At 64.6% G+C, this 23,921-nt stretch carries 19 protein-coding genes; 12 read left to right on the top strand and 7 right to left on the bottom strand.

What is annotated here, in order from left to right; translation table 11 throughout:
• Positions 1-26 precede the first annotated feature (26 nt).
• The 5 genes from FHR22_RS14615 to FHR22_RS14595 all read left to right on the top strand — a co-directional run bounded on the left by FHR22_RS14615 (position 27) and on the right by FHR22_RS14595 (position 6,158).
• Positions 27-1,334 carry a spinster family MFS transporter gene (locus FHR22_RS14615; RefSeq protein ID WP_166944121.1) on the top strand — a complete coding sequence of 436 codons (1,308 nt, stop codon included), beginning with the start codon at positions 27-29 and terminating at the stop codon, positions 1,332-1,334.
• Positions 1,331-2,911, top strand: coding sequence for an AMP-binding protein (locus tag FHR22_RS14610; protein WP_166944119.1), 1,581 nt, complete (start codon positions 1,331-1,333; stop codon positions 2,909-2,911). Before FHR22_RS14615 ends, FHR22_RS14610 begins: the two co-directional genes overlap by 4 nt.
• Before the next feature lie 69 nt (positions 2,912-2,980).
• The gene (locus tag FHR22_RS14605) at positions 2,981-3,688 is read left to right on the top strand and encodes a TetR/AcrR family transcriptional regulator (protein ID WP_243853748.1); all 708 of its coding nucleotides are present in this window, start codon (positions 2,981-2,983) and stop codon (positions 3,686-3,688) included.
• Positions 3,685-4,842: a DUF3089 domain-containing protein gene (locus FHR22_RS14600; RefSeq protein ID WP_166944117.1), complete on the top strand. Its 1,158-nt coding sequence runs from the start codon at positions 3,685-3,687 to the stop codon at positions 4,840-4,842. The genes FHR22_RS14605 and FHR22_RS14600 overlap by 4 nt, the downstream gene beginning before the upstream one ends.
• A 92-nt stretch (positions 4,843-4,934) precedes the next feature.
• A complete protein-coding gene (locus tag FHR22_RS14595) occupies positions 4,935-6,158 on the top strand; it encodes an NAD(P)/FAD-dependent oxidoreductase (RefSeq protein WP_166944115.1) in 1,224 nt (407 codons plus the stop codon).
• A gap of 3 nt (positions 6,159-6,161) precedes the next feature.
• Here the strand turns inward: FHR22_RS14595 and FHR22_RS14590 are convergent, their stop codons facing one another.
• Both FHR22_RS14590 and FHR22_RS14585 read right to left on the bottom strand, forming a co-directional pair.
• The gene (locus FHR22_RS14590) at positions 6,162-8,987 is read right to left on the bottom strand and encodes an autotransporter family protein (RefSeq protein ID WP_166944113.1); all 2,826 of its coding nucleotides are present in this window, start codon (positions 8,985-8,987) and stop codon (positions 6,162-6,164) included.
• Between the two features lie 113 nt (positions 8,988-9,100).
• A complete protein-coding gene (locus FHR22_RS14585) occupies positions 9,101-9,742 on the bottom strand; it encodes a DUF4126 domain-containing protein (protein WP_166944111.1) in 642 nt (213 codons plus the stop codon).
• A 132-nt stretch (positions 9,743-9,874) separates the two neighbouring features.
• On the opposite strand from FHR22_RS14585, the gene FHR22_RS14580 reads away from it, so the two are divergent.
• Positions 9,875-10,672, top strand: a complete 798-nt coding sequence (locus tag FHR22_RS14580; protein WP_166944109.1) for an NUDIX hydrolase — start codon at positions 9,875-9,877, stop codon at positions 10,670-10,672.
• Between the two features lie 177 nt (positions 10,673-10,849).
• Entirely contained in the window at positions 10,850-11,086 is a 237-nt protein-coding gene (locus FHR22_RS14575) for a hypothetical protein (RefSeq protein ID WP_166944107.1), read from the top strand.
• A 170-nt stretch (positions 11,087-11,256) separates the two neighbouring features.
• Here the strand turns inward: FHR22_RS14575 and FHR22_RS14570 are convergent, their stop codons facing one another.
• On the bottom strand, positions 11,257-12,114 hold the full coding sequence (locus tag FHR22_RS14570; protein WP_166944105.1) for a carbon-nitrogen hydrolase family protein: 858 nt from the start codon (positions 12,112-12,114) through the stop codon (positions 11,257-11,259).
• A gap of 100 nt (positions 12,115-12,214) precedes the next feature.
• Between FHR22_RS14570 and FHR22_RS14565 the strand changes: the two genes are divergently transcribed.
• Positions 12,215-15,163, top strand: a complete 2,949-nt coding sequence (locus FHR22_RS14565; RefSeq protein ID WP_166944103.1) for a M16 family metallopeptidase — start codon at positions 12,215-12,217, stop codon at positions 15,161-15,163.
• Here the strand turns inward: FHR22_RS14565 and FHR22_RS14560 are convergent.
• The 3 genes from FHR22_RS14560 to FHR22_RS14550 all read right to left on the bottom strand — a co-directional run bounded on the left by FHR22_RS14560 (position 15,160) and on the right by FHR22_RS14550 (position 19,278).
• A complete protein-coding gene (locus tag FHR22_RS14560; protein WP_166944101.1) occupies positions 15,160-16,110 on the bottom strand; it encodes an IS481 family transposase in 951 nt (316 codons plus the stop codon). The genes FHR22_RS14565 and FHR22_RS14560 overlap by 4 nt on opposite strands.
• Positions 16,111-16,199: 89 nt before the next feature.
• Positions 16,200-17,987: a cation:proton antiporter domain-containing protein gene (locus FHR22_RS14555; RefSeq protein ID WP_166944099.1), complete on the bottom strand. Its 1,788-nt coding sequence runs from the start codon at positions 17,985-17,987 to the stop codon at positions 16,200-16,202.
• Positions 17,988-18,063: 76 nt separating this feature from the next.
• The gene (locus FHR22_RS14550) at positions 18,064-19,278 is read right to left on the bottom strand and encodes an NADP-dependent isocitrate dehydrogenase (RefSeq protein WP_166944097.1); all 1,215 of its coding nucleotides are present in this window, start codon (positions 19,276-19,278) and stop codon (positions 18,064-18,066) included.
• Between the two features lie 139 nt (positions 19,279-19,417).
• On the opposite strand from FHR22_RS14550, the gene FHR22_RS14545 reads away from it, so the two are divergent.
• A complete protein-coding gene (locus FHR22_RS14545; protein WP_166944095.1) occupies positions 19,418-20,152 on the top strand; it encodes a phosphatidylserine decarboxylase in 735 nt (244 codons plus the stop codon).
• Position 20,153: 1 nt separating this feature from the next.
• Entirely contained in the window at positions 20,154-20,927 is a 774-nt protein-coding gene (locus tag FHR22_RS14540) for a CDP-alcohol phosphatidyltransferase family protein (protein WP_166944093.1), read from the top strand.
• Here the strand turns inward: FHR22_RS14540 and FHR22_RS14535 are convergent.
• Positions 20,911-21,171: a hypothetical protein gene (locus FHR22_RS14535; RefSeq protein WP_166944091.1), complete on the bottom strand. Its 261-nt coding sequence runs from the start codon at positions 21,169-21,171 to the stop codon at positions 20,911-20,913. The genes FHR22_RS14540 and FHR22_RS14535 overlap by 17 nt on opposite strands.
• 613 nt (positions 21,172-21,784) lie before the next feature.
• Here FHR22_RS14535 and rpsB point away from each other — a divergent pair.
• The gene (gene rpsB / locus FHR22_RS14530; RefSeq protein ID WP_166944089.1) at positions 21,785-22,642 is read left to right on the top strand and encodes a 30S ribosomal protein S2; all 858 of its coding nucleotides are present in this window, start codon (positions 21,785-21,787) and stop codon (positions 22,640-22,642) included.
• Between the two features lie 135 nt (positions 22,643-22,777).
• On the top strand, positions 22,778-23,704 hold the full coding sequence (gene tsf, locus FHR22_RS14525; protein WP_166944087.1) for a translation elongation factor Ts: 927 nt from the start codon (positions 22,778-22,780) through the stop codon (positions 23,702-23,704).
• The last annotated feature ends 217 nt before the right edge of the window (positions 23,705-23,921 follow it).

Below are 23,921 nucleotides of genomic sequence, written 5' to 3'. Positions count from 1 at the left end.
CCGCCATCCTTAACGGACATTCCCCCATGCCGGCCCCTTCCTCACCATCCATCCCCGCCGCCGGTCGCCCGAATGACCGCTACGCCTGGTTCGTCCTTGCCGCACTGTGCCTCGTCTATGTCCTGAACTTCCTCGACCGCCAGCTGCTGTCGATCCTCGCCAAGCCGATCCAGGACGACCTCGGCATCACCGACGGCGAACTCGGGCTGCTCGGCGGGCTCTATTTCGCGATGTTCTATTGCATCCTCGGCATTCCCGTCGCGTGGCTGGCCGACCGGACCAACCGCGTGCGCGTGCTGTCGGTCGCCTGCGCCTTGTGGAGCGCCGCGACGATCGCCTGCGGCATGTCGACCACCTATGTCCAGCTCGCCGTCGCGCGCATGGGGGTCGGGATCGGCGAGGCAGGCGGGGTGCCGCCGTCCTATTCGATCATCTCCGATTATTTCCCGCCCGAACGGCGCGGGCTGGCGCTTGGCCTCTTCAACCTCGGCCCGCCGCTCGGGCAGGCGCTCGGCGTCGCTTTCGGGGCCAGGATCGCCGCCGCCTATGACTGGCGGCTCGCCTTCCTTCTGCTCGGCGCGGCCGGGCTGATCGCCGCGGCGGGTGTGTGGGCGTTCGTCCGCGAACCGCGGCGCGGCGCCACCGATGCCGTGGGTGCGGCCGAACCCGCCGGCGACGCGCCGGGCTTTGGCGCGACGATGAAGATGTTCTTTTCGCGATCCGATCTCACCCTCGTCGCGCTCGCGGCGGGCGCGACGCAGTTCATTACCTATGCGACACTCGGGTTCACGACGCTGTTCCTGATGCGCGAAAAGGCGATGACGCTCGACCAGATCGCAATCTGGTACGCGCTCCTGCTCGGCGTCGGGGTCAGCGGCGGCATCTATCTGTCGGGCCGGCTTGTCGATCGCCATGCGGCGCGGCGGCCCGAAGCCTATGGCCTGATCCCCGCGATCGGGCTGGCACTGGCGGTGCCCTTCTTCATCGGCTTCGTCCATACGCCGACATGGCCGCTCGCGATGCTCTTTCTGTTCGTACCGACTTTCCTCAACTATCTCTATCTCACCCCGGCGGTGACGCTCGTCCAGAACGCCGTTCCAGCGCGGCAACGGACGCTCGCGGGCGCGGTGCTGCTGCTGATCATGAATTTGATCGGCCTCGGTCTCGGCCCGACCTGGCTCGGCGCGGTCAGCGACTGGGCCAAGCCGGCGCACCCCGGCAATTCGCTGCAAATCGCTTTCTACAGCCTCGTGCCCTTTTATTTCATCGCGATCGCGCTGCACCTTGCGCTCGCGCGCGTCCTCAAACATGACCATCGAAAGAATGCCGCGTGATTTTCGGTAACCCGCAACCCTATGCGCTGACCCTCGACAAATTCCTGACCCACGCCGCGAAATGGCATGGCGCGCGCGAAGTCGTGACCGGCAGCGCGCCCGCCCGCACCAGCTACGCCGCGCTCCATGACCGCAGCAATCGCCTGTCGGGGGCGCTCTTTGCGCTCGGCCTCGGCCAGGGCGATCATCTGGCGACGCTCGCCTGGAACACGCAGGCGCATATGTCATGCTGGTACGCCGCGATGGGCGCCGGCATCGTCTGCCACACGCTCAACCCGCGGCTGACCGCCGGCCATCTGGCCAAGATGATCGGGCGGGCGCAGGGCCGGGTGCTTGCGGTCAGCGGCGGGCTCGCGCCGCTGGTGCAGGAATTGATCGATCAATGCCCGGCGATCGAACATGTCGTGCTGATGGACGACGGCGCGCCGGACGACCCCGTCCCGGTCGTGAACGGTGCGCGGCTGTGGCATCTGGACGATCTTATCGCCCGCCATGGCGCGCCCGCGGTCTGGGGCGCGTTCGATGAAAATACCCCCGCCGGGCTTTGCTTCACCTCCGGAACCACCGGCGATCCAAAGGGCGTGACCTACACCCACCGGTCGAATTATCTCCACACCGCGCACCTGCTGCAGGCCGATGTGATGGGGCTCGGCAGCGGCGATACGATGCTCGTCGCGGTGCCGATGTTCCATGCGAACGGCTGGGGCTTTCCCTTCGCCGCGCCCGCGGTCGGCGCCAAGCTGGTGCTGCCCGGCCGCGATCAGGACGGCGCCAGCCTCGCCCGGCTGATCGCCGCCGAGAAGGTATCGGTCGCCGCCGGGGTCGCGACAGTCTGGCTGGGCCTCGTCGATCATCTCGACGCGGTGGGCGGCGAACTGCCGTCGCTGAAACGCCTTCTGCTCGGCGGTTCGGCGGTTCCGCAGGCGCTGATGGACCGGCTCGAACAGCGGCTCGGCGTGATCGTCCAGACGAGCTGGGGCATGACCGAATTGTCACCGCTCGGCGCGATGACCCCGGCGAGCGCGACGGACCGGATTTCGGCCAGATCGGGTCGCCCGCCAATGGGGGTCGACCTGCTGCTGACCGACGAACATGGCGTCGCGCTTCCCGATCAGCGCGGCGGCGAGGGGCGGCTGCACGTCAGGGGCGGCAGCGTGGTCGAACGCTATTTCGGCGAAGCGGACAAGGCGACCGATGCCGATGGCTGGTTCGATACCGGCGATCTCGCGACAATCGATGCCGACGGCCAGCTCAGCATCACCGGCCGTGCCAAGGATCTGATCAAATCGGGGGGCGAGTGGATCAACCCGGCCGAGATCGAGGCGATCGTCGGCGGCCTTCCCGACGTCGCGTTCGCCGCCGTCGTCGGTCGCGCGCACGCGAAATGGGGCGAACGCCCGATCCTGATCGTCGAACCGCGCGCGGGCCGGGAGGTCAGCGACGAAACATTGCTCGCCGCGCTGCGCGGCCGCATCGCCAACTGGTGGCTGCCCGACGCGATCGTCCGGCGCGCCGCGATGCCGCTGGCGCTGACCGGAAAAATCGACAAAATGCGCTTGCGGGCCGAATATGGCTGATTCAAAGACGGCGCCTTCACCGACTGCGCCAATCCCGGGGCCGTCGGCACCCGGGACGAAGGGGGCGATATGACGAAGCCGGCAAAGCAGACGCGGCGCACGCGCCCGACCAAGGCCGATCAGCGCGCGGCGACGATGGAGCAGATCTACGACGCCGCCGAGGAGCTTTTCTCGAAACGCGGCCTCTATGGCGTCACGCTGAAGGAGGTCGCGAACCAGGTCGGCGTCCACCAGTCGCTGCTCCATTATTATTTCAAAGACAAGAAGGAACTGTTCGACGCCGTGATCGCACGGCGGGCGCCGGTCACGATCGAGCGCCGGATGAAGGCGCTCGACGCCTATGAGCGTGCGGTGGAGGGCAGGCCCACCGTCGAGGGGGCGCTGCGCGCCTATCTCGACACCGATCTTGAAACGCATAGCGAGGGCGGCCTCGGCTGGCGGTATTACGGCCAGCTCGGCGCCCAGACGAGCAACACCGCCGAATGGGGCGCCGAACTGATGGACACCCATTTCGACCGGGTCGTGCTGCGGCTGATCGGCATCCTCAAGCAGGCGATGCCCGATTGTCCCGAAGAGGACCTGTTCTGGGGCTATCATTTCGTCTCGGCGGGGCTGATGCTGACGCTCGGGCGCACCGGGCGGATCGACAAGCTGTCGGGCGGATTGTGCCTTTCTGACGACTTCGAGGCGGTGAAGGAACGCATGGCGCGCTTCATGGCCGCGGGCTTCATTGCGACCTGCGAAGCGCGCCGGGCCGCCCGGGAAACGAAAGAATGAGCCTCGCGTCCGAACGCAAGGCCGGCTGGCTGCGGGGGCGGACGGGCAGGATCCGCAAGCGCTGGAAGCTGTTGGCCACGATCGTCATCCTCCTTGCGCTGCTGTCGCGCTGCTCGATCACCCAGGCGCTGATCGAAGGCTCGCGCGAGCCCGGGCAGCCCTTTGCGCGGACCAAAGCGCCGCCCGCCCCCGACTATGCGCGGCAGGCGGCGTGGTTCGCCTTGCCGGGCCGCGACGGGCTGGAACGTTCGGTGCCGGCGGGGTTGAAGGCGATCGACGAAGCCGACGCGCCCGCCGACGTGTTTTTCATCCACCCGACCATGTATCTGAAGAACGACGTCTGGAACGCCCCCTATGACGTTCGGGGCGCCTATAATGGCCCGGTGCTGCTCGCGCAGCTTTCGGCGTTTAACGGCTGCTGCCTCCTCTACGCGCCGCATTATCGCCAGGCGTCGCTGCGCGGGCTCGGTGACGGCGATGCGGTCGCGCTTGCCTATTCGGACGTCGCGCGCGCCTTTCGCTATTATATCGACCATTATAATCGCGGCCGCCCGTTCATCATCGCCTCGCACAGCCAGGGGACGGGGCACGCCGTCCGCCTGCTTCAGGAAGCGGTGGTCGGCACCCCGCTCCAGCAGCGGCTCGTCGCCGCCTACACCGTCGGCGCTTACACCCCCGCCAATTTCGCGTCGATCGGCCTCCCGGCGTGCCAAAACGCGCGCCAGACGGGTTGCGTGCTCTCCTGGAACACCGCCCAAAAAGGCCGCAGGACCGCGGAAATGCTGACCAAAAACGTCGATTTCTGGTGGCAGGGAAAGAGGATCAAGAGCACAACCCCCGCCCTCTGCACAAACCCCCTCACCTGGAATGAAAAGGGTGTTGCCGATGCGTCAGTCAATCTGGGCAGCCTACCCTTCCCGGAAGCGCCCTATCCGAAGCAGGCGGCGGTGATGGCGCCGCTGGAAATGGGGCTGACCGGCGCGCGCTGCAACGACAGTCTGCTCGACGTCGACATTGCCTGGTCGTCGGGGTTCCGGGATTCGCTGAGCTGGCTCTACGGCAGCTATCATCGCAATGATTATGGCATTTTCTATGCCAATATCCGCGCCAATGCGATCGAGAGAGTCGCGAGCTGGCAATCGCAATCGCGCTGAAAATCCGGGGGGGCTTCATCACTTGCATTTGCCGGCCTCTGCGTGCGAGGGACGCGCTCGCAAATCGGTGAGGCATGCGAGAGGGCGAGAAAATGCGATTCGATGTGGTGATCGTGGGGGCTGGGCATGGCGGCGCGCAGGTGGCGGTGATGCTGCGGACGCAGAAATTTGCCGGCAGCATTGCGATCATCGGCGACGAACCCGAACTGCCCTATGAGCGTCCACCGCTGTCGAAAGAATATTTCGCGGGCGAGAAGGAATTCGAACGCATCCAGCTGCGCCCCGCGAAATATTGGGACGAGCGCGAGGTGACGATGCTGCTCGGCAAGCGCGTTGTCTCGGTCGATCCCGTCGGTCACAATGTCACCACCGACGGGGGCGAGACGATCGGCTATGGCAAGCTCGTCTGGGCGACCGGCGGATCGCCGCGCATGCTGCCGATCCCGGGCGGCGACCTGCCCGGCGTGCAGGGCGTGCGCACCCGCGCCGACGCCGATACGATGAAGGCGGCGTCCGAAACCGCGGGCCAGATCGTCGTGATCGGCGGCGGCTATATCGGGCTCGAAGCCGCGGCGGTGCTGCGCAAGGCGGGCAAGAAGGTGGTGCTGCTCGAAGCGCTCGATCGCGTGCTTGCGCGCGTCGCGGGCGAAGAGCTGTCGCGATTCTACGAAAAGGAACATCGGGGTCATGGCGTCGACCTGCGCCTTGGCGTGTCGGTCGAGGCGATCGAAGGCGAGACCCGCGTCACCGGCGTGCGCCTGGCGGACGGCGAAGTGATCCCCGCCGACCTCGTCATTGTCGGCATCGGTATCGTGCCCGCGGTGGAACCTTTGGTCGCGGCGGGTGCCGAGGGTGGCAACGGCGTGCTCGTCGATGGACTGTGCAAGACCAGCCTGCCCGATATCTATGCGATCGGCGACTGCGCCGCGCATGAGAATCATTTTGCCGAAGGCGTCGTCATCCGGCTGGAATCGGTGCAGAATGCGAATGATCAGGCCAATGTCGTCGCCAAGGGCATCGTCGGCGACGAGGCGCCCTATCATGCCATTCCCTGGTTCTGGTCGAACCAATATGACCTGAAGCTCCAGACCGCGGGCCTGTCGACCGGGCACGACCAGGCCATATTGCGCGGCGACCCCGCGACGCGCAGCTTTTCGGTCGTTTATTTGAAAGCGGGCAAGGTCATCGCGATCGACTGCGTCAACGCGACCAAGGATTATGTCCAGGGCCGCATGATCGTCACCGCGGGCCTGCAGGCGACCCCCGCCCAACTTGCCGACGCCGAAACGCCGCTGAAGACGCTGCTGCCCGCCTGACCGCTACCAGCTGATCGTCAGACCGACCGTGCCACCGAGCCGCCGGCTGTGCGGACCGCCGGCGTTGATCGCATAATCGCCCTTCAGGTGCACGCCGACATTCTTGCCGAGCCGGGCGACGAGCCCTGCTCCCGCCTCGAACTCGGTACGCCCCAAGTCGGTGCGGATCGGGTCGGCGCCGAAGTAGGTCGTTTGCCGTCCCGTCAGGCCGTGGCGCAAACTCGCATGAACATAGGGCTGGAAGCGGCTGCTGTCTCTTCCGTAATCGCCATGCAGGCGCAATCCGAGGCGCCCGGTCAGTGCGTCGTCCGATGCGAAATCGATGGTCGAGAAGATATCGGCGCGATCGTCGAGCGACACGTTTTGCCAGATGATTTGCGCCTGCGGTTCGAGCGTCCAGCGTCCCGATAGGACGAGCGGATAACCCGCCTCCAGCGACGCCGCCCAGCCGGTGCCGTCGATGTCGATCGCCAGCCCGCTGTCGGCAGCCGCCTTGCCGTCGAACCAGCTATGCATGACCACCGCATCGACATACCAGCTGTCGGCACCGACCAGCGTCGCATAGCCGCCAAGACTGGTGCTTCTGGTATCGATCCGGCCGACCGTCAGATCGTTCCAGCCGAGCGATTGCCCGCGCGTGGTGCCGTCCATTTCGGCGCGGCCGATGAAGATGCCGGCGCGGATGTTGGTGCTTTCGGGGTCACCCTGGCCGAACAGGTCCTGCCCGATCTGGAAACCCTTGAGGTCGCCGTCAAAGGACGGGGCGACGTCGCCTTTCCATTTGAGCTTGCTGTCCTCACCGAGGATGCGGCCCCATGTCGCGGGCAGCACGCCGCCGTCGCGCAGCAGCGCCTGCTCGCCGCGCCGCGCGTGAAAGGTGCCGAGCGCCGCCGTCGCCAGATAATGCGCGACGGGAATTGCCACGGTAAAGGCGGGCACTTCGGGGCGATAAAGTGGAACCACCTCGGCGATCACCGGCGTCGCGCCGGGGGTCGGCGGCGGCGTCGGCGTATCGGGCACCGGAACCGGCGCCGGCTCGGCGGGCGGCGCGGGCGGCGGCGCCGGTGGTTCGGCCGCGGGCGCGGGCGGCGGCGCGGGCTCTGCAGGCGGCGCCGGATCGTCGATCACTACCGGCGGGGCCGGATCGACCGGATCGGGGTTGGCTGGTGTTGGTTCGGGCGGTAGCGGGGGAGGAGGCGGTGCGGGCGGTGGTGGCGGTGCCGGCGGTTCGGGCGCTACCGGTGGCGGCGGTGGCGGCGCCGGTTCGAGCGGGGGCGGCGCCGGTGCGGGCTGCGGCGGCGGGGTGCCGGCAGGCGGGGTGACCAGCGTCGAACGCAAGTACCAGCTTTCTGCCGTGCCTGCCGAAACCCCGCCGCGGAACAGGTAATATTCGAACGCCCCCACCGCCACGCGATGGTTGAGCGCAAAGGCACCGCGTGCGGTCGTCGCGCCGTTCAGCGCCTCGACCACCAATATCCCGTCCCTCATCGTAGCCGCGCCGGTGCCGCCGGCATTCAACACGTTGACCCCCGTCGTTCCCGACGCGGTGCCGCCGTCGATGACAAGCTTGTCAGAAGCCGATGCATCGTCGCCGAGCACGGTATCGATGAGCAGCAGGCCGCCGTTGCCGACATAATTGCCCGCGATCGTGAAGCTGTCGCCGGGCAGATTGCCGCCGTTGGTCAGGTCGATGCGTCCGGCGTTGATTACCGTCACGCGCTGGCCGGCGGTGAACGCCATGACGCCGCTTTGCGCGCCGCCGCCGAAGATCGTGCTCGACGCGTCGATACGAAATGTCCCTGTGCGAGTACCCGCATCGCCCAGCGTCAGGAAATCGTCGAACATCAACTCGGTATCATTCGTGAGGTCAACCGTCTCCCACCCCGTGAAGCGCGTGACATTTCCCGTTGAGACATTGTGGAACGTCAGCGCGTCGCTCCCTTCGCCGCCGCCCACAATGGGCGTCGCGCCGATGTTCGCGTCGGTAAGGTTCGCCAGCCGCGCGGTGTCGTCGTCGTCGCCAAGGTCGATCGCGCCGTGGATCACGCCGCCGCCGTCCCAGACGAGGCTGTCGGTGCCGCTGCTCATACGGATCTCTCCGCCGACCGAACCGCCGGTGACGGTGACGCTGTCGGTGCCGCCCGACACGCTGATGTTGCCGCCGACCGTTCCGCCCGACAGGATGATCGTGTCGTTGCCGAAACCGGTGACGAGGTTGCGATCGATCGTGCCGCCCGACATGTCGAACAGATTGTCGGCGAGTTTCATGTTCACGCGGCCGATGCGTCCGCCGGTCATCGTCGCGATGTCGCCATCATCGAAGGCGTCGACGATCCGGCCGCCCGACATGAAGAAGGTGTCGAGCGAGCCGCCCTGGTTTAGTGACCCGATGGCGCCGCCCGTCATCCGGAAGTCATCGACGCCTTCGCCTTGCTGGACATTGCCAGTGACGGTGCCAGCGCTGATTTCAAAACGATCGTTGCCATTTCCTTGGTCGATCGTTCCACGAATTTCGCCCGCACCGATAACAATGATGTCGGTCCCCGCGCCGAATATCACATTGCCGTTGATGATGCCGGTGCCGCCGGTGGGGAGGTCGAGCCGGTTGTTCCCGCCGGGATCGTCGAGAGCGCCGGGCGAGGTGCCGCTGTCGCAAAGATGATTGTCGTCGCCGGGGGTCGGGACGGGATTGCATTCGGCGAATGCCGGCGCCGCGTGGCCAAGCGCGAAGGTGATCGCCGTCGAAACGAGCAGTCGCCGGCGCGTCCGTGCCGGAACGAACAGGCCGAAAACGATGCAAGAAATGACGGTTTTGGACCTCTCAGGCATAGACTTCCCTCCGTGTGGAGCGCTGTCTGGTCCTGTTTCCGCCATCCTCTAACGGAAAAACGCGCGGTTTTCATATTCCAGCCTAAGCAGGCAACTCTTGCCAAATCCCTAACCTAGGCGGGAGGACGTTCAACGGGCACGGGGGGGTGCGGGCCATCGCCCAACGCCATTTTCAGCGTTGCCTTGATATTGCGAAGCAGGCGGCGGAGCGCGATGATCACGACGACGGCGGCGATCGCCATCAGGATTGCGATTGCGATGGCCAACGGCGGAAAGGCGATGGCGAGCGCGAGGAGACCACCGGTGGCGACGTCTTCGCCGGTCGAGACGACGGCATTGCTATAGGGTTCGGGACTGACATTGACGACCGCGCGCGTCGTCGCTTTCGCGCCATGGCTGAGCAATGCGCCGCCGCCGCCGAGCAGAAAAGCGATCACCTGCCAAGCGGGATCGGATGAATCGACGAGCGCGAGCGCGAGGAGCGCGCCACCAAGCGGACGGATGATGCTGTGGATCGTGTCCCATATGGAATCGACCCAAGCGATCTTGTCGGCGAGAAACTCGGCGATCGTCCCGATCAGGGCGACGCCGAGCACCCACGGATTGGCGAGCACCTGCAGCGCAGCGAGGTGTTCGGGAAGCGGCAGCCACCCGAAATGCATCGCGATCCCCGTCGCCAATATGGTGAGATAAAGGCGCCAGCCCGCCAAGAGGCTGAGGCTGCCGGCGACCCCCAAAATCTCGACAATTCCCATCGTCCTGCTCCCGGCCCTTGCAGCTGTACGGCATCTTGCACCTGCGGACGTCCGCCCGCAATGGCCAACCCGCGGGCGTCCGCCCGCAATGGCGAGATGACAAGCCGCCGCGGGGCAGTTATCGCCAAGGTCATGACCGATAAATCTTCATCACCGGCGAGTTCTTTGAAACTGCCCGAAGGCGCAATTCCCGCGGCCACGCTCGTTATCATGCGACCATCCGGCGACGGTGGCCCCGACGAAATCCTGATGGTCAAGCGAGCGAGCAACATGGCGTTTGCGGCGGGAGCCGTCGTGTTTCCTGGCGGGCGGATCGACCCCGACGATTATCTCGTCGCGCGCCAGCACGGCTTTGCGGGTGACGAGATCGATGGCGCTGCGCGGGTAGCGGCGCTGCGCGAGACGCTGGAAGAAACCGGGCTTGCGGTCGGGTGGCCGGAGCTTACGGAAGCCGATGCAGCAGAGGTGCGGCAGGCGCTTCTGAACGAAACGCTGCTTTCCGACATATTGGCGGCGCGCGGCGAACGACTCGTGATCGAGTCACTGGTGCCCTTTGCGCGCTGGTGCCCGAACTTCAAGGAGGCCCGTACCTTCGACACGCGTTTCTATGCCATAGAGGCGCCGTCGCACAGCCATGAGCTTACGGTCGAGGAAGCCGAGCATAGTCACATCTTCTGGGCGAGCGCGCAGGCTACGCTGGCGATGGCGGATAGTGGTGAGGTGTCGGTGATATTCCCGACCCGGCGTAACTTGGAAAAATTAGCCCAAGCAAAAGATTTCGCCGGGTTTTCCGAGCATGCCGGGCGCTTTCCGGTCGACCTTGTCACGCCATGGATCGAAGAGCGTGAAGGCGAAACCCATCTATGTATACCAAGCCATTTAGGCTATCCGGTAACGAGTGAGCGTTTCGAGCGCGTCCGGCGCGGATGAAATTTATTGGGGTGCGCTTTTTCGGCGATTTTTCAATTTTCCGGCCGTTGCGGGGGCGAGCAAAACATGTTGCAATTGCGAACGTCAAACCCTAAGACAGCAACGCAGAAGCAGATCGGGGAGCGATTCTCCTTGATGTGATTCGAGAAGACAAATTTCCAGTGGACGGAGAATAAGATGAACCTGATGAAGAAAGCTGCGATCTCCCTCGCGGCGACATCGATGATCCTCGCGCCGGTTGCGGCCTCGGCTGCTCCGTCGGTTGACGGCGCGCGTGCGACTTCGACTGTTGCTGGTGAGAGCGAGCTGGACGGATCGTCGGGCTGGCTTCTGGGCCTGCTGGCGTTGGCCGCAATCATTGGCGGCATCTTCCTTTTGGCCGACAATAACGACGACGCTCCCACGAGCCCGTAAAGTCGACCACTCGACAAGAGATACCAAAGGGCTCCGAGTGCACTCGGGGCCCTTTGCGTATTTGTGCGAAAGCGATCTTGCGGTTTGCAATGCCGGCCTGATTCTCCATTCTCCGCGAGATGTCGCTTTGCGCCAAGCCGGGCTAGCCGTGCGGAAAGGGGTGGTATTCGCTACAGAGGTACGGCACGCACGGAACGCGAGCGCGTCAGGGGGATTGCCTGCCTGGCATGTTCCGCAGCATCGGGCGCGATTGCTGCCAGGATGAGCGTATAGGCCGAATCGCGGTTGGTTTCGCAGGCCGCATCGGCAAGAATGCTACCCCATGGATCGACCGCGAGGCTGTGACCATAGGTCGCCCGCCCGTCGGCATGTATTCCCGACTGCGCTGCCGCGATGACGTGACAGGCGGATTCGATAGCGCGGGCGCGCAGCAGCACGTGCCAATGCGCTTCGCCGGTCGATACGGTGAAGGCGGCGGGTATTGCAATGATGTCGACGCCGCGGTCGACGAGCGCACGGTAGAGTTCGGGGAAGCGCAAATCATAGCAGATGCTGAGGCCGAGGCGCCCAAGCGGCGTATCGACGACCGCCAGCGTGTCGCCCCCCGCATAGGCGGCCGATTCGGTCCAATTCTCACCCGACGGCAGCGTGACGTCGAACATGTGAATCTTGTCATAGCGGGCGCGGATGCTGCCGTCGGATGCTATGATATGGCTGCGGTTCACGCGCCGCGCGCCGTCGTCGGCAAGCAGCGGCATCGATCCCGAATGCAGCCAAAGCCCATGCCGCCGTGCCATATCCCGCAGCGCGGCCGGCCATGGGCTGTCCGCCTCGCTCAATATATGAGCCGCCGACCTTTCGCGGTCGCGGTCGAGCAGCAACGACATTTCGGGCAGAAACACCATCGCGGCGCCGCGTGCCGCGGCTTCGGCCATCGCGCGGTTGATCGTCTTCAAATTGACGGCGGGATCAATGCCGCTGGTCATCTGGACGAGTGCGGCGAGGGGCGGGGCAGGGGTGGTTTCCATCACATCTTGCTAGTCTGATGACATAGGCAGGACAAGTGCGCAGCACCGGGGGCGTGACAGTTCAGTGGCCAGTCAGCTTCGAACGCGATAAGATGGACCGATGTTCTATTCTCCTGTGTCGACCACCCTCTCGCTCGTCCGCTTCTTCCTCCCGGCCTGCACCGCCACCGCCCTGCTGCTGTCGCCGCCCGCGCTGGCGCAGGCAGACGGAACTGCTGCACCCGCCGTCAAGACGGCGGGGAGCAAGGCGAGCGCCAATGACTGGCTCTACGTCGGGAGCGACATTCCGCGGGATACGGCGTGGCAGTTCGGCGTCCTGCCGAATGGCGTTCGCTATGCGGTACGCAACAATGGAGTCCCCCCCGGACAGGTATCGATCCGCGTGCGGATGGACGTCGGGTCGATGTTCGAAACTGAAAAAGAGCGCGGCTATGCACATCTGCTCGAGCATCTGACCTTCCGCGGATCGGAACATATTCCCGACGGCGAGGCGAAGCGCATATGGCAGCGGTTCGGCGTCACCTTCGGCAGCGATTCGAACGCGCAGACGACACCGACCCAGACCGCCTACCAACTCGATTTGCCGAGCGTCACGCCCGCCAATCTCGACGAGAGCATGAAACTGCTCGCAGGGATGGTGCGCGAACCGCGTATCTCCGAAGCGGCGGTGACTGCCGAACGCGGTGTCGTCATGTCCGAACTGCGCGAATCGGACGGCCCGCAAAAGCGGATATCCGATGCGACGAGCGCCCATCTTTTTGCCGGCCAGCTGCTCGGCGAGCGATCGCCGATCGGCACCACCGAGTCGCTCGGGGCGGCCCGCGCCGCCACCGTGGCGGCTTTCCACGATCGCTGGTACCGCCCCGACCGGGCAGTGGTCGTGATCGTCGGCGACGGCGATCCGGCCGAGTTCGCACGGCTCATCGAAAAATATTATGGCGACTGGCGTGCCGCAGGTCCCAATCCGGCGCAGCCCGATTTCGGCAAGCCCAATCCCAAGGCCTCGGTCGCACGGTCGATCGTCGAGGCGAACCAGCCGGTTGCACTGTCGCTCGCGATGGTCCGCCCGTGGAAAAAGCGCATCGACACCGTCGAAAACACCCGGCGGCTCTATATGGAATTCATCGCGCAGGCGCTGGTCAACCGGCGCCTCGAAAACCGCGCGCGTAGCGGCGGCAGCTATCTCGTCGCGACGGTCGAACAGGAATATGTCAGCCGCAGCGCCGACGTGACGATGGCGCAGATCGTCCCGCTCGGCGACTGGAAGCCCGCGCTCGCCGACGTGCGCGGCGTGATCGCCGACGCGATGAAAACGCCGCCATCGCAGGCCGATATCGATCGCGAAGCGAATGAGATCGAAGCCTTCCTGCGCAAGGAACTTGAAAATGCGCGCAACGAGCCCGGTGCGCGGCTGGCCGACGACATGGTGCGGGCGGTCGACATCGGCGAAACGGTGACCAGTCCGCAAGGGCAGGTCGACATGTTCAAGTCGATCCGCGCGGCGGCGACGCCGCAGGCGATGCTCGATATCAGCCGCGCAATCTTCAGCGCGCCGGTGACGCGCGTCGTCCTGACGACACCGACCCCGATTGCGGGTGGTGACGGCGCGCTGCTTGCCGCATTGGCGGCGCCCGCGCTAGCCCGCGACGACCGACTGACGGCGATCAAGGCCGATTTCAGCCAGCTTCCCGCGATTGGAAAGCCGGGGACGATCGCATCGACGACCCTGATCCCGGGGCTGCGCGCCGAACGGATCGAATTCGCCAACGGCGTGACGGCGCTTGTTTCGAACAACAAGGTCGAACCCGGCAAGGTGCGCGTCAACGTCCGCTTTGGCGCCGGGAACCGCAGCGTTGCCGCCGATGCACCCAATCTGCTCTGGACCGGCGACTATGCGCTGATCGCGAGCGGCATCGGCCCTTGGGGCCAAAACGAGATCGATCAGCTCACCAATGGCCGGCAGATCCAGATGAGCTTTGCGATCGACGATGATGCGTTCGAATTGTCGGCCGAAAGCAAGCCTGCCGACCTTTCCGATCAGATGAAGCTGCTCGCCGGAAAGCTGGCTACGCCGCGATGGGATAGCGCACCCGTCGACCGGCTGCGCATCGGTTATCTCACCGGTTACGATGTCAATGACGCAACCCCCAATGCGGTGCTAGACCGCAATTTGCGCGGCTGGCTTTCAGGGAATGACGCGCGCTGGTCGGCGCCCGACAAGGCCGAGATCGAGGCGCTGACGCCGGCGGCGTTCCGGGCCTTCTGGGAACCGCGTCTCGCGAGCGGGCCGATCGAGGTCCAGCTATTCGGCGATATGGCATCGATCGACTATCGCCAGATTCTTGCCGAGACGTTCGGCGCCCTGCCTTCGCGCGCGCCGCTGGCGCCGCCGGGCGGGCAGAATGTCGCTTTTGCAAAGCATGTGACCGTGCCCGAAGTCGCCTTTCATCGCGGCGAGAAGGGGCAGGCGGCGGCGATGACGGCATGGCCGACCAGCGGCGGGCTTGCGAGCCCGCGCGACGCGCGTGGGCTCGAAATACTCGCCGCGATCTTCAACGATCGCCTGTTCGACCGTTTGCGGGCGGAGCAGGGCGCGAGCTATGGCCCGGTCGTGGACAGTCATTGGCCGACGGCTTTTGACGCCGGTGGCTATCTGCTTGTCGGCAGCCTGCTGGCGCCCAAGGATGTTGACCGTTTCTATGGCATTGCGAAAGACATCGCCGCCGATCTCGTCGCCAATCCGGTCACGGCCGACGAACTCGCACGCAACGCGGGGCCGATCCGCGAGCAGGTCGCGCGGGCATCGACGGGTAATGTCTATTGGATGTTCCTGCTCGAAGGCGCGACGCGGGATCCACGCATCGCAGCTGCGGCGCTGTCGATCCAGGACGATATCGCCGCCGTGACCCCGGCCGATGTCCAGCGGCTTGCCAAGCAATATCTGACGCCGGCGCGTCAATGGTCACTGGCGATCCTGCCCAAGGGGATGACGCTGGCCGATGCATCGGCGGCGGGCGCCGCAGCGGCGCAGGCGGCGGGCGGGCGCTAGGTGTTTAGTCCCATCATGTGATGGTGTGGCTCCATATTGAAGATATCCGGCTTGGATTTCCAGAGTTCTTCGATGGCCTCATAGGGTGTCTTGAAGCGCAGCGCTTTCAACTGCTTGGCGAAGTTGTAGGCGACCAGCCAGTCGCGGACATGGCGGCGCAGTTCATTGATCGACGTGTAATGGAAGGATTTGACGGTGGCCTCTTTGATGGTGCGCACCATCCGCTCGGCCTGGCCGTTGGTCCACGGGTGATAGGGTTTTGTGAGGCGATGCTCGATGCCGTGCTGCGCGCAGACACGGCCGAAGATATGGCCGATCCAGCCCAGTGCACCGCCCTGATCACGCTGAACGAACTGCACACCGTTGTCGGTGAGGATGGTGTGGATCTTGTACGGAACCGTCTTGATCAGCACGCGCAGGAACGCTGCCGCAGCGAGCTTCGTCGCCCGGCGATAGATCCGGGCGAACACCAGCTTTGAGGTGCGATCCACCGCGACATAGAGGAAGCCTTTGCCGCCTTCGTAGCGCAGTTCGGCGATATCGATGTGGAAGTAGCCGATCTCATATTTCTTGAACTTCTTCGGCTTCTCGCGATCCGCTTTGGGCAACCGGCTGATCCCCTGCCGCTGCAAGCAACGGTGAAGCGACGAGCGCGTCAGGTGCGGGATCACGTCCTTCAACGCAATGAAGACGTCATCAAGTGGTAATCGGGCCTGAACCCTGAGCGCCACGATCGCTGCCTCTTCCATCGGTGACAGCACTGTGCTGCGCCGTTCCTTCGGGCCCATCGGCATATCCTCGACCGACTGTCGGCGACGCCACTTGATCACCGTCTTCTCGTTGATCCCGTATCGCTTCGCGAGCTGCGCGACCGGAGCTTGCGATCGCTGTAGCTCCGCTCGAATGGCGTGCGTGGTCTTGGCGCTCCCATGTAAAAACTGTCCCATAATCCCTCCCGCTGTGACGATGACAATCTTACACCATCACATGATGGGACTAAACACCTAGGGTCTTGTTTCACTGACTGAAACAGGCCCTAACTGCCCTCGCTGCGCGGAGCGGTCATGCGTGTCCTGCGGATTCGCGGTTCGCGCTCGAGCTGCCCCTTGGTCATAATGTCCTGCCGCATCTTGGCGCGCACATCGTGGATCGATGCGATCACCGGTCCCATCGCGACGCCAAGATCGATCAGCACCGCCTCGGCGAGTTGCAGCGAGCTTTCGAGCGTTTCGGGCACCGCATCGCTCGCCCCCGCCTGGTAGAGTGCGCCCGCATGGTCGGCGTCGCGTGCGCGGCTGATGATCGGCAGGTCCGGATATTTCTGGCGCAGCTGCCGTGTCATGCGAAGCTGCTGAACCGGATCGTCCATCGTAAGCACGATGGCCTGGGCATTCTCAATCCCCAGCTTGTCGAGGCTGCCGGGACGCGCGACATCGGCGAAGCGGACGATAAAGCCGTCGCGCCGTGCCGCGGCGACGGTGTCGATGTCGGCGTCGACGGCAATATAGGGACGGCCATGCTCGCGGAGCAGTTGGGCGACGGTGTGGCCGACGCGGCCGAACCCGACGACGACGGTGCGGCCCTCGGGTGTTTCGGCGGCCTGGCTGCTGTCGCCGCTACGCATTTCGATCCGCCGCGAAATATCGTGACCGATGCGTGCGAGCAGCGGGGTGATGGTGAGGCCGATGGCGGTGACCAACTGCCAGAATTCGGCGGTGTCGCGGCTGATGATCTGCGCCTGCAGCGCGGTGGCGAGCACGATCAGCGTTGTTTCGGACGGGCTCGACATCAGCAGGCCGACTTCGGCCGCGGTGCCGCGCCGCGCGACGTTCGAGAAACGCAGCAGCGCGGCGGTGACGATCGCCTTGATCGCGACGACGCCGACGACCGCGACGATGAGCTGCGGCCACTGGTCGGCGATCGTCTTGAGGTTCAGCCCCATGCCGACGCTGATCAGGAATACCCCGAGTGCGAGGCCTTTGAACGGCGCGGTGATCGCTTCGACCTCGCCATGATATTCGGTTTCGGCGATCATCAGCCCCGCGAGCAGCGCCCCGACGATCGGCGACAGGCCGACGGCGGCGGTGGCAAGCGCTGCGACGATGACGACGAGCAGGCTGGCGGCAAGGAACAACTCCGGGTCCTTGGCGCGCGCCGCTTGCGCGAAAATGCGCGGCAGCAGGAACCAGCCCGCGACGGCGAGTACTGCGACGACGAGGATGCCCTGCCACAGCGTGGTCAGCAACATCTCGGTATTGTCGGCAGCGGCGTTCGGAGCGAGCGCGCCAAGAATGAAGATGATCGGCACGATCGCCAGATCTTCGAACAGCAGCATTGAAAAGGATGCGCGACCGACCGCCGATTTTGTCCCGGCGATCGGCAGGACGAGCGCGGTCGACGAAAGAGCCAGCGCGATGCCGAGCCCGAAGGCGGCGGGAACCGAATAGCCGCCGACAAGCATCAGCGCGCCGCCGAGGATCGAGCCGCCAAGCAACAATTCGGCGGCGCCGATGCCGAAGACCAGCTTGCGAAGTTGCCACAGGCGGCGGAACGACAGTTCGAGCCCGATCGAAAACAGCAGCAAGATGATGCCAAATTCGGCGAACAGGGCGATGTCTTCGGTCGATCCGATCGTAACATGTTTCAGCCACGGATAATCGGCAGCCAGCATGCCGAGCCCCGACGGGCCGACGAGCAAGCCGACGAGAATGAACCCGATCACCGGGGGCAGGCGAAAGCGGGCAAAGGCGGGAATGACGATGCCCGCCGCGCCAAGCACCACCAGCGCGTTGCCGATAGCGGATGTTTCTGTTTCGGATACCATAAGGGCCGACCTTATGCAGGCCGGCCCCGATTGGCTAGTCGCGCATGTCGACTAAATCGCTAAACTATGTTCGCCGTCAGGCGCCCATCTTGGCATCGAGATTTTCGACGATCGCCTCGAAGAAGCCTTCGGTGGTCAGCCAGTTCTGGTCGGGACCGATCAGCAGCGCCAGGTCCTTGGTCATCTTGCCGCTTTCGACCGTCGCGACGCAGACCTTTTCGAGGTCGTCGGCGAACTTGATCAGTTCGGCATTGTCGTCGAGCTTGCCGCGATGCTTGAGGCCGCCGGTCCAGGCAAAGATCGACGCGATCGGGTTGGTCGACGTCGCCTTGCCCTGCTGGTGCATGCGGTAATGGCGGGTGACGGTGCCGTGCGCGGCTTCGGATTCGACCGTCTGGCCGTCGGGGGTCATCAGCACGCTCGTCATCAGGCCGAGCGAGCCGAAGCCCTGCGCGACGGTGTCCGACTGGACGTCACCGTCATAATTCTTGCAGGCCCAGACGAACTTGCCGCTCCATTTGAGCGCCGAGGCGACCATATCGTCGATCAGACGATGCTCGTACACGATGCCGATCTCGTCGAACTTCGCCTTGAATTCGGCGTTGAACACTTCTTCGAACAGGTCCTTGAACCGGCCGTCATAGGCTTTCAGGATCGTGTTCTTGGTCGACAGATACACCGGCCACTGGCGCGCGAGGCCATAGTTCAGGCTGGCGCGCGCGAAGTCGCGGATCGAATCATCGAGATTGTACATCCCCATGGCGACACCCGACGAAGGGAAGTGGAACACTTCCTCGTCGATCAGCGTGCCGTCTTCGCCTTCGAACACCAGGCGCAGCTTGCCGGGGCCGGGGACGCGGAAGTCGGTCGCCTTATACTGGTCGCCGAACGCGTGACGGCCGACGACGATCGGGTCGGTCCAGCCGGGAACGAGGCGGGGAACATTCCGCATCACGATCGGCTCGCGGAAGACAACGCCGCCGAGGATGTTGCGGATCGTGCCATTCGGCGACTTCCACATTTTCTTCAGGCCGAATTCCTCGACGCGCGCCTCGTCGGGGGTGATCGTCGCGCACTTCACGCCGACGCCATATTTCTTGATCGCGTTGGCGGCTTCGACCGTGATCTTGTCGTCGGTGCGGTCGCGTTCCTCGATACCGAGGTCGTAATAATGAAGGTCGACGTCGAGATAGGGGAGGATCAGTCGCTCGCGGATCCACTGCCAGATGATCCGGGTCATTTCGTCGCCGTCGAGTTCGACGACCGGGTTGGCTACCTTGATCTTGCCCATATCTTCGCCTTTTTCCTTGGGGAGTCGGATTGCGAGGGGCCTTAGGCAAAGCGCGGCGATAGTTCAACTGCCGTGGTGGATGCGGAACCATCGCCTTATTCGATTGTCAGTGAGGGGGACGCACCCTAGAAAGATCGGCATGTCCACAACCATCTCTTCCAATCGTCCGGGCGGCGGTATCAAGTGGCGCTGGCCCTCGGTTCACCCCGAAGGCCGCAAGTTCCTGCTCATCGCGGGCATCATCACGCTCTGCTTCTGGCTGCTCGGCTGGGAAATCATCGGCTGGCTGATGCTCGGCGTGACGATCTGGATCGGCACCTTCTTTCGCGATCCCGTTCGGGTAACGCCAACGGGCGCCGACGTGATCGTGGCGCCCGCCGACGGGCTGGTGACCCAGATCGCCGAAGTCGCCCCACCTCCGGAAATCTCCGGGCCGGATGGGCTGGTCGATGCGACGATGCTGCGCGTCTCGATCTTCATGAGCGTCTTCGACGTCCACATCAATCGCACCCCGGTTGCAGGTACGCTGCGCAAACTGGCCTATATTCCCGGGAAGTTCTTGAACGCCGACCTCGATAAGGCGAGCGAGGAAAATGAGCGTCAGCATTTCGTTGTCGAGCGCGCCGACGGCGTGCGCATCGGTTTCACCCAGATTGCGGGTCTCGTCGCGCGGCGTATCATGCCTTTCGTCAGCATGGGGGCCGACCTCACGACTGGGCAGCGCGTCGGACTGATCCGCTTCGGCAGCCGCGTCGACGTCTATCTTCCCACTGGCACCGCGCCGCAGGTGCTGCTCGGGCAGCGTACATTGGCGGGCGAGACGATCGTCGCGCGGGTCGGCACCGCCGGAACGATCGAAGGCATCGGGCAGTAACATGGCCGACGGTGCGGAGCTTCCTGTCGATGCCGAGCGGCGTCGTATCGGCGGCGTCCCGCTGCGAGCCTTTGCGCCCAACGCGATCACCATCCTCGCGCTTTGTTCGGGATTGACCGGAGTTCGCTTTGCGATTGGGGGGGATTGGGCTGCGGCTGTGACGATGATTGTCGTTGCGGGGGTGCTCGACGGCATGGACGGGCGCATCGCCCGGTTGCTGCGCGCGCAGAGCAAGTTCGGCGCCGAGCTTGATTCGCTGTCCGATGTGATCGCTTTCGGGGTCGCGCCGGCGATGATCCTGTTTCTCTGGTCGCTCGCCGACGCGCCCAAATTCGGCTGGACCGCGGCGCTCGCGCTCGCCGTCTGCTGCGCGCTGCGGCTCGCGCGGTTCAATTCGCGGATGGATGCGGATTTTCAGCCGCACAAGTCGGCGGGTTTCATGACCGGCATTCCCGCGCCCGCGGGGGCCGGGCTGTCCTTTGTTCCGGTCTATCTGTGGCTGGTGACGGGGAACGACCTGTTCCGTCAATGGTATGTCGTCATGCCCTGGGCGCTCGCGATCGCGATGCTGATGATTTCGGCGATTCCGACTTATAGCTGGTCGTCGATCCGGCTGCGCCGATCGTGGCGGTTGTTCGCGCTGGCCGGTGTCGGCCTGCTCGGTGCAGCACTCGTCACCGCGCCGTGGCAGACCTTGCTCGCGGTATGCCTGCTGTATCTGGTGATGCTGCCCTTCGGGCTTATGAGTTACGCGAAGATCAGGCGGCGCGGCTGAACGCCGGCTGCATGCGTGTCGCAGCGCGCATCGGACGCGGGGCATCGCGGCGCGCGGATGAACGGCGCAGCGTCATTTTTTGCGGCGCCGGATCCGAATGCGGCGCGCTGTCGACCGGGAAAGCCCCTTCGCCGAGCAGGGCCGAGAGAATCGCATTTTCATTATGCTTGATCATGGCCAGGATCACCGTGACGCCGAGACCGGCGGCGAGGGTGAAGAGGAGAGCGGCTGCGACCTGAACCATGATCTTGTCCTTTCGGCTTCCTTGTGCGAAACCTCTTGTTAACCAGCGACGGTTTCGTCGGACTTTTTGTTCCATGTTCCCTTTTTGTTCTCAACTGTTTTGCGACGAACCGAGTCGCTTTGTCGCCGGGGCGAGTGCGGGCATGGCTCCGTTTGGCGGTTAAAAGGCGGCATCGGGGTGGGGAGCAGTCGTTCCAACGCCGACTAAATCGTCGCCCCCGCGAAGGCGGGGGCCGCTGGCAACCTTGCGCCAGGCCGATGGCGGCCCCCACCTTCGCGGGGGCGACGGTTATTTGGCTAGTGTCCGGCTTCGGCCGCTTCTTGCCTCTCAGTTCGTCATCCCGGGCTTGACCCGGGATCCCGCTTTTCTTGGGGCATCCACCAGTTGTCGAGTTCAAGCGGGACCCCGGATCAAGTCCGGGGTGACGAAAAAGGACATGGCAGCTTCCGGCCGAAACCGGTCATGAAGCGCGGTCCACCCCTTGCATTTATCCCGTAACCCCGCTAACGGCCCGCCCATTCCACATGGAAGGCGCACATAAACCGGTGCCGGGCCCGTCGCTTGCGACACCCGGTTCTTGCTTTCCAGAGGACCAACCGGAAGGAGAAAGACTATGGCGGCACCTGTCGTCACGATGCAGAATCTTATCGAGGCTGGCGCCCACTTCGGCCACCAGACCCACCGCTGGAACCCGCGCATGAAGCCGTATATCTTCGGTGCGCGCAACGGCATCCACATTCTCGACCTGTCGCAGACCGTGCCGCTCTTTGCGCGCGCGCTCGAGTTTATCGCGTCCTCGTCGGCCGCCGGTGGCAAGGTGCTGTTCGTCGGCACCAAGCGCCAGGCGCAGGGGCCGATCGCCGACGCAGCCCGCGCTTCGGGTCAGCACTTCGTCAACCACCGCTGGCTGGGCGGCATGCTCACCAACTGGAAGACGATCTCGAACTCGATCAAGCGTCTGAAGACGCTCGAAGAGCAGCTTTCGGGCGACACTTCAGGTCTCACCAAGAAGGAAGTGCTCAACCGCACCCGCGAACGCGACAAGCTCGAAATGTCGCTCGGCGGCATCCGCGACATGGGCGGCATTCCCGACGTGATGTTCGTGATCGACGCGAACAAGGAAGAGCTGGCGATCAAGGAAGCCAATGTCCTTGGCATCCCCGTCGTCGCGATCCTCGATTCGAACGTCTCGCCCGATGGCATCGCCTTCCCGGTTCCGGCCAACGATGACGCCGCACGTGCCATCCGCCTTTACTGCGATGCGGTTGCCCAGGCGGCGACCCGTGGCGGCCAGCAGGCCCGCGCGAACCGCGGTGAAGACCTTGGCGCAGCTGTCGAGCCGGTTGCCGAAGCCGTGCTGACCGAAGAAGCGACCGCTCCGGTCGCTGAAGAAGTTGCCGCTCCGGTGACCGAAGACGAACAGGTCCCGGCCGCAGCTGCCGCTGAAACCGAACGTCAGAGCGACGCCTGAGCGCGCTGACATGGCGGGACGGCGCGTTGCTTCGGGCACCGCGCCGTCCCCGTCATGGTTTTGACTTATCGCCCCGCCATGCGCGCGGGCGTCACGCGGGCCAAGCGGGCCCGCCCCTTTTGAAAGGAAGATTTCATGGCTGAAATTACGGCCGCTCTCGTCAAGGAACTGCGCGACCGCACGGGCGCCGGCATGATGGATTGCAAGAAGGCGCTCGCCGAAAACAATGGCGACGTCGAAGCGTCGATCGATTGGCTGCGCACCAAGGGCCTTGCCGCCGCCGCCAAGAAGGCCGGCCGCGTCGCCGCCGAAGGTCTCGTCGGCTTTGCCACCGACGGCACCAAGGGTGCGCTGGTCGAAGTGAACAGCGAAACCGACTTCGTCGGCAAGAACGAGCAGTTCCAGGAATTCGTCCGCGAAGTGACGCAGGTCGCGCTCGCCGGTAACATCACCGACGCTGAAGCGCTTGGCGCCGCTGCTTATCCGACCGGCGGCACCGTCGCCGAAAAGCTGACCAGCAATATCGCGACGATCGGTGAGAACCAGTCGCTGCGCCGCGCCGCCGTTCTGTCGGTCGGCTCGGGCGTCGTGGCGGGTTATGTCCACAACGCCGTTGCGCTGGGCATGGGCAAGATCGGCGTGCTGATCGCGCTTGAATCGACCGCCGGTGCGGACGTTCTCGAACCGCTTGGCAAGCAGCTTGCGATGCATGTCGCCGCCGCTTTCCCGCTGGCGCTGAACGGCGACGATCTCGACGCCGACCTCGTCGCGCGCGAACGCGCGATCGCCGAGGAAAAGGCCGCACAGTCGGGCAAGCCCGCCGATATCGTCGCCAAGATGGTCGACGGTTCGATCGCGAAGTATCGCAAGGAAAATGCGCTTCTCTCGCAGCTTTTCGTCATGGACGGCAAGACCCCGGTCGCCGAAGTCGTCGCCGCTGCCGGCAAGGATGTCGGCGCGACGATCACGCTCAAGGGCTTCGTCCGCTTCCAGCTCGGCGAAGGCATCGAGAAGGAAGAAAGCGACTTCGCGGCGGAAGTCGCGGCGGCCGCCGGCGTTTAAGAAGAATTGGGGCTGCTGCTCCGGCAAGCGTCTTTTTCCGCTTTCGTCACCCCGGACTTGATCCGGGTCCCGCTATCGACGTCACAAAGCGGGATGCCGGATCAAGTTCGGCATGACGAAAGAGAGATCGGCTCTGATCGGGCGCGGCAGTCCGCTTGGCAATGGCGCGTACTCTGACTAGGGTGCGCGCCATTCGCATATATAGAATAGCAAGAGG

The organism is Sphingopyxis panaciterrae (genome assembly GCF_011762125.1).
Lineage (GTDB): Bacteria > Pseudomonadota > Alphaproteobacteria > Sphingomonadales > Sphingomonadaceae > Sphingopyxis > Sphingopyxis panaciterrae.
Note: the sequence above shows the minus strand (reverse complement) of the source record. Positions and strands in the feature narration are given on the sequence as shown.